Annotated in this window: 12 protein-coding genes and 1 tRNA gene; 8 read left to right on the plus strand and 5 right to left on the minus strand. The window is 34.1% G+C overall.

Features of this window, described 5'->3' with window-relative positions; all coding sequences use genetic code 11:
- The first annotated feature begins 9 nt into the window (after positions 1-9).
- From E5D58_RS08315 to E5D58_RS08330, 4 genes are read left to right on the plus strand one after another with little or no spacing between them, the layout of a single operon-like run.
- A complete protein-coding gene (locus E5D58_RS08315) occupies positions 10-1,935 on the plus strand; it encodes a vWA domain-containing protein (RefSeq protein ID WP_136481388.1) in 1,926 nt (641 codons plus the stop codon).
- Positions 1,932-3,188, plus strand: a complete 1,257-nt coding sequence (locus tag E5D58_RS08320) for a dihydroorotase (protein WP_136481389.1) — start codon at positions 1,932-1,934, stop codon at positions 3,186-3,188. The genes E5D58_RS08315 and E5D58_RS08320 overlap by 4 nt, the downstream gene beginning before the upstream one ends.
- Before the next feature lie 2 nt (positions 3,189-3,190).
- Positions 3,191-3,523 (plus strand): hypothetical protein, encoded by a 333-nt coding sequence (locus E5D58_RS08325; protein ID WP_136481390.1) that lies wholly within the window; start codon positions 3,191-3,193, stop codon positions 3,521-3,523.
- Positions 3,524-4,180: an alpha/beta hydrolase gene (locus tag E5D58_RS08330; protein WP_136481391.1), complete on the plus strand. Its 657-nt coding sequence runs from the start codon at positions 3,524-3,526 to the stop codon at positions 4,178-4,180. It begins immediately after the preceding gene.
- Positions 4,181-4,265: 85 nt separating this feature from the next.
- Here the strand turns inward: E5D58_RS08330 and E5D58_RS08335 are convergent.
- Positions 4,266-4,339: transfer RNA gene (locus tag E5D58_RS08335), tRNA-His, on the minus strand.
- A gap of 115 nt (positions 4,340-4,454) precedes the next feature.
- Positions 4,455-5,174, minus strand: a complete 720-nt coding sequence (bshB1, locus tag E5D58_RS08340) for a bacillithiol biosynthesis deacetylase BshB1 (RefSeq protein ID WP_136481392.1) — start codon at positions 5,172-5,174, stop codon at positions 4,455-4,457.
- 294 nt (positions 5,175-5,468) lie between these two features.
- Here bshB1 and E5D58_RS08345 point away from each other — a divergent pair, with 294 nt between their 5' ends.
- Positions 5,469-7,298: an SLC13 family permease gene (locus tag E5D58_RS08345; protein WP_136481393.1), complete on the plus strand. Its 1,830-nt coding sequence runs from the start codon at positions 5,469-5,471 to the stop codon at positions 7,296-7,298.
- Between the two features lie 85 nt (positions 7,299-7,383).
- Here E5D58_RS08345 and rlmF read toward each other — a convergent pair whose 3' ends face one another.
- The gene (rlmF, locus tag E5D58_RS08350) at positions 7,384-8,265 is read right to left on the minus strand and encodes a 23S rRNA (adenine(1618)-N(6))-methyltransferase RlmF (RefSeq protein WP_205660310.1); all 882 of its coding nucleotides are present in this window, start codon (positions 8,263-8,265) and stop codon (positions 7,384-7,386) included.
- Positions 8,266-8,390: 125 nt separating this feature from the next.
- Here rlmF and E5D58_RS08355 point away from each other — a divergent pair, with 125 nt between their 5' ends.
- The gene (locus E5D58_RS08355) at positions 8,391-9,047 is read left to right on the plus strand and encodes an HAD family hydrolase (RefSeq protein WP_136481395.1); all 657 of its coding nucleotides are present in this window, start codon (positions 8,391-8,393) and stop codon (positions 9,045-9,047) included.
- On the opposite strand, the gene E5D58_RS14970 is transcribed toward E5D58_RS08355, so the two are convergent.
- Positions 9,044-9,196 carry a hypothetical protein gene (locus E5D58_RS14970; protein ID WP_168796663.1) on the minus strand — a complete coding sequence of 51 codons (153 nt, stop codon included), beginning with the start codon at positions 9,194-9,196 and terminating at the stop codon, positions 9,044-9,046. The genes E5D58_RS08355 and E5D58_RS14970 overlap by 4 nt on opposite strands.
- A gap of 202 nt (positions 9,197-9,398) precedes the next feature.
- Between E5D58_RS14970 and E5D58_RS08360 the strand changes: the two genes are divergently transcribed.
- Both E5D58_RS08360 and E5D58_RS08365 read left to right on the plus strand, forming a co-directional pair.
- Positions 9,399-10,001, plus strand: coding sequence for a transcriptional regulator (locus E5D58_RS08360; protein ID WP_136481396.1), 603 nt, complete (start codon positions 9,399-9,401; stop codon positions 9,999-10,001).
- Positions 9,995-10,717 (plus strand): DUF3307 domain-containing protein, encoded by a 723-nt coding sequence (locus E5D58_RS08365; RefSeq protein WP_136481397.1) that lies wholly within the window; start codon positions 9,995-9,997, stop codon positions 10,715-10,717. Before E5D58_RS08360 ends, E5D58_RS08365 begins: the two co-directional genes overlap by 7 nt.
- 97 nt (positions 10,718-10,814) lie before the next feature.
- Here E5D58_RS08365 and ccsA read toward each other — a convergent pair whose 3' ends face one another.
- Complete coding sequence (ccsA, locus tag E5D58_RS08370) at positions 10,815-14,003, minus strand: cytochrome c biogenesis protein (RefSeq protein ID WP_136481398.1); 3,189 nt, start codon at positions 14,001-14,003, stop codon at positions 10,815-10,817.
- Positions 14,004-14,043: the final 40 nt, after the last annotated feature.

Below are 14,043 nucleotides of genomic sequence, written 5' to 3' on the forward strand. Positions count from 1 at the left end.
AAATTAGACATGCAGTTTAAACACCCCGAACTTCTTTACGCTTTATTTTTACTGCTTATTCCCATAATAGTTCATCTTTTTCAACTCCGAAAATTTAAGAAAATTGAGTTTACGAATGTCGCTTTTTTAAAAGAGGCAAAGTTGCAGACAAGAAAGAGTTCTAGAATTAAAAAATGGCTTATTCTAAGCATCAGACTGCTACTACTGACAACATTAGTTATTGCTTTTGCTCAACCATACATATCAAATTCTGATGCCTTTAATGTTGAAAAAGAAACAGTCGTGTATCTTGACAACTCTTTTAGCATGCAAGCCAAAGGCAATCAAGGTGAACTTTTAAAAAGAGCTGTACAAGATCTCATTAACAACATACCAAGTGAAGAAACCTTTTCTTTAATTACTAATGATGATACTTATAAAAACACGACTATTGAAGCCATAAAAAACGATTTATTAAAGTTAGAATACTCTTCAACGAAACTAAATCATGAAGCTGCATTATTGAAAAGTCAAGCGCTATTTTCAAAAAAAGAAGGCGTGTTGAAAAACTTAATATTTATTTCCGACTTTCAAGAAGATGCATCCGAACTTAGCGCAAATTCTTCACAGCTTTCAAACATTCATTTTGTGCAACTAGTAACTGCGGAAACCAACAATATTAGTTTAGACAGCGTTTTTATATCTAGCACATCACCCACTTCCATTACTCTAAATGTCAAACTATCAAATAGCGGTTCTCCTTTAGAAAACTTGCCTGTTTCTTTATTTAACAGAGAAACCCTTATTGCAAAAACATCTGTAGCTATAAATGAAACGGCCGAAACCTCATTCTCAATACCCAGTAATGAAGCTATTGATGGCCAAATAAGCATTGAAGATTCTAATTTACAGTTTGATAACTCACTTTATTTCAATATCAATAGAACTGCAAAAATTAAAGTATTAAGCATTAATGAAGCGGAAGATTCTTTCTTAAAAAAGATATACACGTCTAGTGAGTTCGACTACCTAGCAACATCAAAAAACCAATTAGATTTCAATATTTTAGAGCAGCAAAATCTTATCGTTCTTAATGAACTTGAGAATATTCCAACAGCATTATCTATAACCCTTACTCAATTTTTAAAACTTGGTGGTTCTTTACTAATCATTCCGTCTTCCTCATTAAATAAAGACTCGTATAATGTATTGATTTCCCCATATGGCTGTGAGATTATAGAAGAAATAACCACTACTAAGTTAGTAACCAACATAAACTATGCACATCCTTTATACAATAAAGGTGTGTTTGAAAAACAGGTAAATAATTTTCAATATCCCAGAACCAACAAATACTATAGTTTAAGAAGCTCTAGATTTTCTAACACTTTATCCTTTGAAGACGGCAACGCCTTTCTGACTAGTTATAAGCATGTTTACCTATTTACATCTGCTCTTAACAATGATAACTCAAACTTTAAAAACTCCCCACTTATTGTTCCTACGTTATATAACATTGGAAGAAACAGCTATAAAATACCTGAGATATATTACAATATAGGTGAGGCAAACACATTTGAAGTTGAGGCACAAATGAAACAAGACGCTGTATTATCTTTAAATAAAGGCGCTATTAGCATCATTCCAAGACAACAATACTTTAATTCTAAAGTTAGAATAAGCTCGATAGAAGAACCTTCTAAAGCAGGTACATATGCTGTTTTAAACAATAAAGATTCAATATTAAATGTAAGTTATAATTACTCAAGAAATGAAAGTAAATTAGTTTACAAAAATTTATCTCAAATAAGTAATGCAAGTGTAAACAACTCTGTCGTTGCTGTTCTTGACGCAATAAAAAGTGATACAAAAGTTAATGAGCTATGGAAATGGTTTGTTATTTTTGCCCTAGTCTTATTAATCACTGAAATGCTCATATTAAAATTCTTTAAATGAACGTACTTATAAAATCTGCCACAATAATAGATCCTAAGAGTGAATTTCATAATGCCACGAAAGATATATTAGTTGAAAATGGTGTGATTACTAAGATTGCGAATGCTATAAAAAACGCTAAAAGCTATAAAGAGATTAAGTTAGACAACCTACATGTTTCGCAAGGTTGGTTTGATAGTAGCGTGAGTTTTGGAGAACCTGGTTTTGAAGAACGTGAAACTATAGATAACGGGCTTGAAACCGCCGCACATTCAGGCTTTACAGCTATTGCACTTAACCCCAACACAAATCCAGTTATTGATTCCAATACAGACATTTCTTTTCTTAATTCTAAAGCAGTTAAGAGTGCTGTTTCTTTATTACCCATTGGTGCCCTAACTGTAAAAAGTAAGGGTGAAGATTTGGCGGAGTTATACGACATGAGTCAAGCTGGAGCAAAGGCTTTCTATGACTATAAAAAAGCTATCTCTAACCCTAACCTGATGAAAATTGCATTGCAATATGCAAGTAATTTTGATGGCTTAGTTTGTTCATTCCCACAAGAAAACAAAATTGCTGGAAATGGTGTGATGAACGAACATATTACCAGTACAAAATTGGGGCTTAAAGGACTTCCTGCTCTGGCAGAAGCCTTACAAGTAGCAAGGGATTTATTTCTTTTAGAATATACTGGAGGTAAATTACACATACCTACCATATCAACAGAACAGTCTGTAGAATTAATACGAGAAGCAAAAAAGAAAAAACTTGATGTTTCGTGTAGTGTTGCGATTCATAATTTATACTTTACGGATGATGTTTTAAGTGAGTTTAACACCAATTTTAAGGTGTTGCCTCCGTTGCGGACTAAGAAAGATGTGGATGCTTTAATTGAGGGGGTTAAAGACGGAACGATAGACATGGTAACCTCAGACCATACCCCCATCGATATTGAAGAAAAAAAGGTGGAATTTGACTTGGCTAATTATGGTAGCATTGGTCTAGAATCTGCTTTTGGAGCCTTGCAAAACATATTCACAACAAAAAAGACTATTGACCTTTTAACTAGAGGGAAATCCAGATTTGGTTTAAAACAGACTCCCATAGAAATTGGGGAACGTGCAAATTTGAGCCTTTTTAACCCAGATATGAGCACTAGCTTTACAAAAACGAATATGAGGTCGAAATCGAAAAATGCCATTTTTGAAAACGAAGTTTTAAAAGGAAAAGTCTACGGCATTATAGCAAACAATAAAGCAGTAATAATTGCATAATTATGACCACACAAGATATTGAAAAAGGTAGAAAAAATGCTATTATAAGTTATATCACGATTTTTGGAACCATAATAGCCTACTATTTAAATAACGACAACAAAAGTCCTTTTGCTAGTTTCCATATAAGACAATCTTTAGGGCTATGGCTTACCTTTTATGCCTTAGGGTATATTGTTGGAAGTTTTGATAGTTGGCTAGTTACCTCCGGGTTTTACTTATTTTTTGCTGTTTTATTTGTTTATGGCTTCTCTAATGCCATTAGCAGAAAAGCCCAGCCTATTCCCCTTGTTGGTGATTTTTATCAAAAAATATTTTCTAATCTCGGAAACTAAATGCTCAATACCTCACTTTCTCTCAATCATGTAATAAAAGCATCTACTTTAACAGAAAATGCGCCATTATTAATTATGATGCATGGTTACGGTAGCGATGAAAATGATTTGTTTTCTTTTGCTTCAGAATTACCAGATGAACTTTTTATTATTTCCGTAAGAGCTCCTTACCCTATACAACCTTATGGCAATGCTTGGTATGCCATTAATTTTGATGCAGAACGTGGCAAATGGAATGACATTGAACAAGCTAAAGCATCTAGGGATTTGATTTCTAGGTTTATTGATGAAGCTATTTCTACATATCCTGTTAATAAAGATAATGTGTCCTTACTAGGTTTTAGTCAAGGGAGCATTTTAAGTTATGCCATTGCGCTAACATATCCCGAAAAAGTAAAGAATATAGTAGCTTTAAGCGGTTATATTGTACCTGAAGTATTTCCTGAAAGTTTAAAAGCAAAAGACTATAGTTACTTAGATTTCTATTGCTCTCATGGAAGTGTAGACCAAGTAATTCCTATTGATTGGGCTAGACAGGCCCCATCGTTTTTAAATAGTTTAAATATAAAAAACCAATTTTCAGAATTTCCTGTAGGTCATGGTGTAGCGCCTCAGAATTTCTATGAGTTCAAAGAATGGTTAAAAAAGCGTATTTAAGGAGACACTAATTATTCTGTCCAAAAAGATAAATATCCTAAAAACAAAAAAAGCCTCTCAAAATATTGAGAGGCTTTTATTTTTGGGTGGATGATGGGATTCGAACCCACGACCCTTGGTACCACAAACCAATGCTCTAACCAACTGAGCTACAACCACCGTGTAACTGCATTTTGCAATGCGTGTGCAAATGTAATTGATTTAAGTCTTATCTACAAAGACTTTTTTTAATATTTTCAACCTAATTTCAAAATTAAAAAAACGTATTTCCTAACTACTTTAAATCTAATAAACTATCCACAGCTGGATACCTTTCAACGGTAAAGCCTTCGGCATGCTCAACGCCAACTAGGCGGCCTAAATCTCTTGCTCTGTAGATAATACTATCTGTAAAGTTCTTACTCGAAATAGGGGTTTTAGGTTCTTTACTTTCAGCGTTATAAAACTGTGTTTTATAAGCCAAAACTGCCGCCATTTTAGTATCTATATATCCAGATACGTCCACCACAACATCTGGCTCAAGGTTTTTCCATTGTATATAATGATATACCTGTTTAGGCCTCCATGCTTCTTGGACCTCACCTCCATTCAAGTTTGTTTTAATTTTAATTAAACCACTTAAAAAACAGGCATCACTAACCAATTTACTCCCCTTTCCATGATCAATATGTCGATCATCAACAGCATTGCATATTACAATTTCTGGTTGGTACTTCCTTATAACCTTTATAACTTCCAACTGATGCTTTTTATCATTACAAAAAAAGCCGTCGTCGAAGGCTAGGTTTTCTCTTATTTTAACTCCTAATATTACAGCAGCATCTTTGGCTTCATTATCTCTAATTTCAGCACTACCTCTGGTTCCTAATTCCCCACGGGTTAAATCAAGTATCCCAACTTTTTTTCCTCGAGCCACCTCCTTTGCCAGTGTTGCACCACAACTTAATTCCACATCATCAGGATGTGCGCCAATGGCCAAAATATCTAATTTCATATCAATTTATCTGTATTTACATTACAAAGTGTTCTACAAAACTTAAAAAAATAACCTCACAAACAACAATTTTAATAAAGATATTAAGAATACTTAAATTCTCATTATTACTATTACGTTTTCGTCTGGCACATTCCTATATTAGCCCCTCAAATAATCATAATTACGAAAAAATAAGATGTATTTTTAAAGTATGATATTAGTCATAATGCACCCTCAAATACTATGGTAATTTTACCTCGTAAGAAATAAAAGATTAAATCTAATAAACAATTACAGAATATGATCTATTTAATGCTCGCAATTTTAGTAATTACCATTGGCCTCTTTGTTTGGGGAAAGTTTACACCAGATATTGTTGCTTTAATCTCCATGTTAAGTTTATACCTTACAGGGATTTTAACATCTTCGGAAACTTTAAGTGGTTTTAGCAACCCTACTGTTATTATGATTGCTGCCTTGTTTATAATAGGTGAAGGTATAGCTCAGACCGGTTGGACAGCAATGGCCGGTAAGAAATTTGTTGAATGGGCTGGAAAAAGTGTACCTAAACTATTGGTTATAGTAACTCTTGGTGCTGGGGTTCTTTCTGGGTTTGTAAGTAATACAGGAACAGTAGCTACATTGATGCCACTTACCATCTCATCTGCATGGAGTATTGGAACCTTACCTTCAAAAATGTTAATGCCTGTTGCCTTTGGATCTAATACTGGAGGGTTGTTAACACTAACAGGTACGCCTCCTAACATTATTGCTAGCAACGCGTTGGTAGATGCTGGTTTCGAAGGTTTTTCATTTTTTGAATTTGCCTTAATTGGTGTGCCATTATTAATTATTGCCTTACTATATTTTAGATATATTGGATATAAATTATTGCCTAATAATAAAACTAACAATAAACCTGTAAATATTGAATCTACTCTACACAACTGGATTGGAGCATATCAAATAGACAATGGTTATTATAGACTTAGGGTAAGATCTATTTCTCCTCTTTTAAATACTAAAATAGAGGCATGGAAATTTGAAAAAACCTATAATGTTTCTATTATTCGTATTAAAAGAAGACACCCAAATGTATTGAAAGGAGTTCCTCAGTTTATTGAATTTCCCGATCCAAGCACAGAGTTTTTATACCACGATATCATTACTATTAAAGGAGATACTGAGGCTATTAATAAAATGATGATTACTTTTCGCTTAGGTCTTTTACCACTTGAGCCAATTACAGACGAGCTTAAAAACAATCTTATTAATCAAGAAGTTGGTATGACCGAAGTTATTGTTAATCCTAACTCTATGTTAGTTGGCAGAAAATATAAATTAGGAGATTATTTTAAGCGATTTGGAATTCAGCTATTAGCGGCATCAAGAAATAATAAACCGTTAAAAGATAAAGAAATAATCATTAAAGCAGGGGATGCTTTTTTACTTAGAGGCAGTTGGAATAGTATTGAAGATTTAAAGAAACAGCACGAGCACCTTGTTATTATTGGTAGTCCCGAGGGCATGGCAAAAAATGTGGATAGCTTAAGTTCAAAATCGTATATAGCCTTAGGAGCTCTAATTCTTATGATTATATTTATGGTTTTCAAAATCGTTCCTGGTTCTATAGCAGCCTTAATATCGGCTGGTGTGGTATTATTAACCGGTTGCGTACCCATTTCAAAAGCGTATAAAGGTATTAGCTGGACTAGTGTGGTTATGATTGCCGCTATGATCCCGATGGGAATTGCTCTTCAAAAAACAGGCACCGCACAACTTATTGCTAATGCCTTGGTAGAATACTTAGGCGCGATACACCCATTGCTATTGCTGGGAGGGATATTCCTATTAACCACAACCTTTAGTCAAGTAATAAACAATTCGGCTACAGCGGTTCTTATGGCCCCAATTGCTATTTTAGCTGCCCAGTCTTTAGATTTATCCCCCGCCCCGTTTATGATTGTAGTTGCAATAAGCGCCTCTACAGCTTTTTTAACCCCAATTGGCACAACAACCAATGCCATGGTAATGACCGCTGGAGGCTATAAATTTATGAACTACCTAAAAGTAGGCGCGCCGTTGTTACTTGTGTTCTTAATTATATCTCTTATTTTGGTTCCATTAATATGGCCTTTTTAATCTATTTTTAACAGGGTAATCTTATAGTTTAAATAAATTCGAAAGGAGCTCTAAAAGGGCTCCTTTATTATATCCTCAAATATTGTTATTGAAACGTCCAAGCCACCATACGAGAGATTTTATTACCCTGCCCCATATTAACAGTTTTAATATCTGTGGCTCCTAATTTATTTAACGAAGAATACATTCCTTTAAGCAAATCTTTTTTCGAAACCAATGAGGTAAACCAATGACATTGTTCTTTAAATAAAGAGCTTTCGTATAAATAGTTATGAAGAAAAGCTTTTTCTCCTCCATTATAATATAGCTCATTACTTTGGCCCGAGAAGTTACGAGTTTCCAAGGTCTGCCCTTCTTTATTTAGTCCTTTTAGCTTCCTTTTATTTTCGGCTTTAGCATCTTTTTCAGATTTATAAAAAGGAGGGTTACACATTGAGGCAGAAAACGCATCGGTATCCTTAATAATATTGCTTAATACATGAGAGCTATCCTTTTGAAACCTTAAAGTTATACTACTTGATAATCTATTTCTATTAATTATGCTTTTGGCATTTTTTAAAGAGTTCTTATCAATATCAGAGCCCACGAATGTCCAGTTGTATTCAGAATTCCCTAAGAGGGGATAAATACAGGTCGCTCCCGTTCCTATATCTAAAATACTAACATTCGCGGCAATTCCAGAACGCTTTAACAAATCGCAGAGGTGATGTATATAATCTACTCGTCCAGGTATGGGTGGACATAAATTTGTATCTGGAAACTCCCAAAAACTAATATTATAATATTTAATTAGTAAGGCTTTGTTTAATGCTTTAACCGCCCTAGGTTTTGCAAAATCAATAGTCCTTGTTTTGAACTTGTTTTCGAATACAAACTGCTCCAAAGATGGTAATACATCGCACAACGCATCAAAGTCGTAACTAGTGTTATGTTTATTTTTGGGGTGTAAATCGATTGTTTTTTTGATAAGCTACTATGTTTAATTTCGTTTGGATAAATACCATTTCTAATTAACAAAATTAGCAAATAGAAATTACAAATTGGGTTTAGGTAGTTGAAACGAATTCTTATATCTTCGCACAAAAATTTAAAATGTTAAAAGCAGTTATTTTTGACATGGATGGTGTTATTATTGATAGTGAACCTATGCATAATAAGGCGTATCATGACATGTTTGATGAAGTTGGTATTCGTGTTTCTTCAGAACTTTACGAATCTTTCACGGGACAGTCTACCATTAATATCTGCAAACGTTTGTGCGATCATTTTAATCTTAACGAAGCTCCTGAAACCTTAGTAGCGCTAAAACGTAAACATTATAAACAGTTTTTCGATACTAATTCTAAATTGGGTTTAATAGATGGTGTTCTAGATTTAATTAAAGACTACCATAAAAACGGTTTAAATCTAGTACTAGCTTCTTCTGCTGCTATGACCAGTATAAACCAGGTATTTAATAGATTTGATTTAAACCAATACTTTATATCTAAATTAAGCGGAGGTGACCTAAAAGAGTCTAAACCTCATCCAGAAATTTTCATTAAAGCTGCGCAAGCCACTGGCTTCTCAAAAGAGGAATGTATGGTGATAGAAGATTCTACCAATGGCATTGAAGCTGCAAAAAGCGCTGATATTTTTTGTGTTGGGTATGATAGCTTTCATTCAAAGAATCAGGACTACACAAAGGCAGATATGGTAATTTCAGATTTTAGAGAGGTTTCATTTAACAAAATAAAAACTAGATTTTAGCGCTGTGCTTCATTCGATTTTTGAATAATAGCTTTTAATCGTGCTTTTCTCAAACTAGCCTCTTCCTTTTTCTTGTTTTTCTTTTGAGCCATAAGCCTGGCATGCTTTGCTTTATTCTTAGTATTCTTTTCGCTCCCTTCTTTAGCCATAAACTCTATTATGAAATATCAAATTGATGGTCAAAGATATTAAGATTATCCTTTTTAAACTATTACGGTTTTTTATAATCTTAAGAAATAATATTTAAAAATATCATCTTAAAAACTAATATTACAAATTATTAATTAATTAGCTAATATTTTTGTGATTATAGTTAAAAACAGTACATTTGGTACAACGAGATCTTTTGACATGACAACAATTATAACTGGCGATATCATTAATTCTAAGGAAGTTCCTCCAGAGTTATGGCTAGCTGCGCTTAAATCTGTACTCAATTCTTTAGGGAATACACCCAAAACTTGGGATATATTTAGAGGTGATAGCTTTCAATTTGAAGTCCCTCCCCAAAAAGCACTTCATGCTTGCTTGTTAATTAAAGCGACCATAAAACAATTTAAAAATTTAGATGTTAGGCTCGCTATTGGTTTAGGTAACAAAACCTTTGATTCAGAAAGGATTACAGAATCGAACGGCACAGCTTTCATTAATTCTGGAGCATGTTTTGAGGCTTTAAAAAAAACCACGTTAGCTATAAAATCGCCTTTTGAGGCATTCGATATTCCGATGAATATCATGATACAGTTAGCTCTTTTAACAATAAACTATTGGACACAAACCACGGCAGGACTTGTAAAGACTACTTTAGAACACCCAGAGTTAAATCAAAAACAAATAGCCAATCTTTTAGGAAAAACACAAGGCAACATTAGTCAAGGATTAAAACGCGCTGGTTTTGATGAACTGTCTATATTACTAGAATACTATAAAACCCAAATTAACACCTTATGTTAACATTAGCCATTAAACTAATTCTAGCCCACCTTATTGGCGATTTTTTACTTCAACCACAAAAATGGGTATTACATAAAGAAGCCCACAAACACACGTCAAAATTTCTATATTGGCATATTGCAGTTCACGGCCTAACCTTACTAATTTTATTAGGATTTAATTTCAAATACTGGATTGGTATTTTAATCATAGTAAGCTCGCACCTCATTATCGACATAACTAAGTTGCACCTGAAACCCAAAGTAAATAACAGGCTTTTATTTGGCCTAGACCAATTAGCTCACTTTATTGTTATAGCCTTAGTGATACAACTGTATGAACCCTATACCATTAATTTAAACACGCTTTTTAGCTCCCAAATTCTCCTGTTTTTAACAGCTATTCTTTGTGCGACAAAAGTATCATCAATCATCATGAAAACCCTTATTTCCAAATGGAATTTAAGAGCATACACAGAAGAAGCTTCTTTAAAAGATGCAGGAGCTTATATTGGCATACTAGAACGCTTATTTGTATTTGCATTCATTATCACCAATCATTGGGAAGGTGTAGGTTTTTTAATAGCCGCTAAATCTGTTTTTAGATTTGGAGACTTATCAAAAGCTAAAGACCGAAAACTCACAGAATACATTTTAATTGGAACTTTACTAAGTTTTGGCTTAGCTATCTTGGTTGCATTAGGGTATGTATATGTTTCAGGATTGATTGAAAATTAACCCAATACTATAATTTGATTTAAATGATGCCAAAGACGCGCAAAATAATCCGAAATAAAAAAAAATAAATCGGACTTTTTACCATTAATAAAACATCTTACTTTTTATAAAACTTGGCATACCCACGATAAGCGAAAAAACCAAGTATCGCAATAATTGCGCAAGCGATAGCAATAAACTTAACACTTACAATTTGGTCTCCACTAGCATAACTATGTAGTCCCGCCAAATAGAAATTTACCCCAAAATAAGTCATTAAGATACTTGAAAAGGCAATTATAGACATGAGATTAAAAAACCATCGTCCACGCAACCCTGGGACTAAGCGCATATGGATAACAAAAGCATAAACCATAATACTAATAAGCGCCCAAGTTTCTTTGGGATCCCAACCCCAATAACGTCCCCAACTCTCATTAGCCCACATACCACCTAAAAAGTTACCGATAGTAAGCATCACTAAACCAACCGTTAAAGACATCTCGTTGATTATAGTAAGCTCTTTTATGTTTAAATCCATTTTCAACTTATTAGACTCGGTTGTAAAAATCATAAGAAGCAAAGACACAATACCTAAAATCATCCCTAAGGTAAAAGGACCATAACTTGCTACAATAACCGCCACATGAATCATGAGCCAATAGCTATTTAATACGGGCTGTAAATTAGCAATTGCCGGATCCATCCAGTTCCAATGAGCTATCATTAAAATCATAGCCGTTACAAAGGATGTTGCTGCAATGGTTAAATCACTTTTTCTACCAAAGGCCAAACCAAAAAACATGGTAGCCCAAGCCACATATATCATGGATTCGTAGGCGTCACTCCAAGGGGCATGACCTGAAATGTACCAACGTACAATAAGCCCAGCCGTATGTAACACAAAAAGCCCAAGTATCGCAATTTTAAATACCGAAACACCTGTATTTACCAGTTTCCTTTTATCATTAAAAATTTGAATAATTAATAAAATAAATAGTAAGCTACCTGCATATAAATACCAACTGAATAATTTTTTAAATATGTCATACTTATTATATAACACCTCGGTCTTTATCTTATCATCACTTAACATTACAGCACCTCCATATCGGTGTTGCGTCTTTTTAAAGGCTTCCAGAAGTTTTTCTGCTTCCGAAAAATCCCCTGTTTTTTTTGCACCATCTAAGGTAACTAAATATGCGGTAAACCCATTCTTTACAAAGTTTCTATACAACGTGTCTTTAATCACAGTTATGTCTTGTCTAAAATCGTAATTAGATATCCAAGTATTATTGTCATCTTCGGGAACAGGAAATATCTTCATAGACATCCCTTCAATAGCATTATATAACAAGCTAACTCTTTGATCTGTTTCTTTGAATTCCTTCTGAAAACCATTAGGCACTTGCGCTTTATAGGCTTCATTTAAAAAGGGTGCTAATTTGTACTGGCCTCGATCGGTGAAAAAATCTGCTAAAGCGATATGCTTCTTATCTTTTGAAACACCAATAATACTTCTTATAGAATCTCCCTTTTTAGGTTTTAAATATATAATAGGAACATTATACCAAAGTCTAGGGCTTTCTTGAATGGACAAAAACACCTGATTGGCATCAAACTCCTCGTAAACATCACTCTTGCTCAACTTACGAAGCATCTCTGAAGCGTAGGTGTTAACAGGCATCATACGACCACTTAAATCTTGAACAACGAGATGCCCAAACTTATCGGCATGTGCTTTAGGTGTAATATTTGCCTTTAGAATTGAATCTATTTGGAATTTTGATGGTGTAGCATGGTCATGACCATTATGAGCGCCATGTTCCTGAGTAAAACCTTGCAGCCCCAAACATAAAACGATTATTGCAGTAAGCTTAGCTTTCTTAGACTTTACATTCTCTAAATGCTTTTTTAAATCTCCAAATCGAGACCCTTTTACAAAAAGAATCGCCATTAAACCAAAATACAACATTAAATATCCTGCATAGGTAATTAATGTACCCCAATAATCATGATTAACAGAAAGTATCGTTCCTTTTTCATCAGGATCAAAACTGGATTGAAAAAATCGGTAACCATCATGATCTAATATATTGTTCATGAATATTTTATAATCAAAGCTTTGAGTTCTCTCATCTATAACCGTTACTTCACTAGAAAAAGCAGAAAACCCTCGCTCTGTACCTGGGTAACGTTCGGCTTCAAAATCGTTTAGTTTAATTGAAAACGGCAACTCTAATACTTTCGACCCGTACTTAAAAGCAAAATCTAAGCCACCAACTTGTATTTGCTTAAACCTTCCATTACTACCTTTTCCACCTAATATAGCAACACTTTTACTTTCCCCATTAGTGGTCACCTTAAGCTTAACGCCATCCTCATTACTGCTTTTCAATAAACCTGATGGTTTTACAATATCAAATACCCCCTTAACGACGGGTTTAGGAAATACCATTTGCATATTTCCAATAACATATCTTGACCTTAAATGAAGTGGTTGCAAACTATCTTTTACTAATTTCCCTTGAGCCCTAGTAGCCATGGTCATATACTCCCCTTCAAAGGGCGAATTGATAGTTAACTTGTTGTCTTCAAATGTGATATTAATCGCGCCTTCCGTGGGTATATTGAGTGCAAAAAGAATGTTGTGAATACTAGACACTTGCCCCACCTTTAAGAAATGGTTATGAGGTCCATTACTTCCAGCTTCTACTATTTTTAAATAAGACTCCCCATTGGAATCTGGAATAATATCCTCTTCTGCCCCAACAATAAATTTCTCCAATTCTATTGTTATGGGCTGTTGGTCGTATTTTGTATTAACCTTGAATTTGTTGTTAAGTCGCCCAGAAAAATCCACTTCACGTTCTAAAGTAAGTCGTTGTGGTACGCCGTCAATTTTGTAATCACCATCAATATAAGTCGTGATATAGGTTTTCTGAGAAAGAAACGTATTTTCGGTCGCCCCCTCTCGAATGGCCATCATGCCTTCAAAACTTGCGTAACGTGTAATGAACGCACCAAGTAGAATAAAAATGAAAGATAAATGCAAAATAAATGTGGCCCATTTCTCTTTTTTATAGAGCCTAAACCTAAAAATATTGCCAAGAAAATTAATAATAAAAAAGACCATAATGGCTTCAAACCACCAAGCATTATAAATTAAATTTCTTGTGTAAGGCGTTGGAGATGTTTCTTGTCCTGCATCTAAAAATGTTCCTGTAGCCATAGCTGCAGCAAAAACAATAAATAACACAGCGGTAAGTCTTGTAGAAAAGAAAATGTTGGCGAGTTTTTTTTGCATAATTGTAACCCTTTTTTGAGGTCGTGCAAATTTAAGGATT

It is taken from the genome of Cognatitamlana onchidii (genome assembly GCF_004804355.1).
Lineage (GTDB): Bacteria > Bacteroidota > Bacteroidia > Flavobacteriales > Flavobacteriaceae > Cognatitamlana > Cognatitamlana onchidii.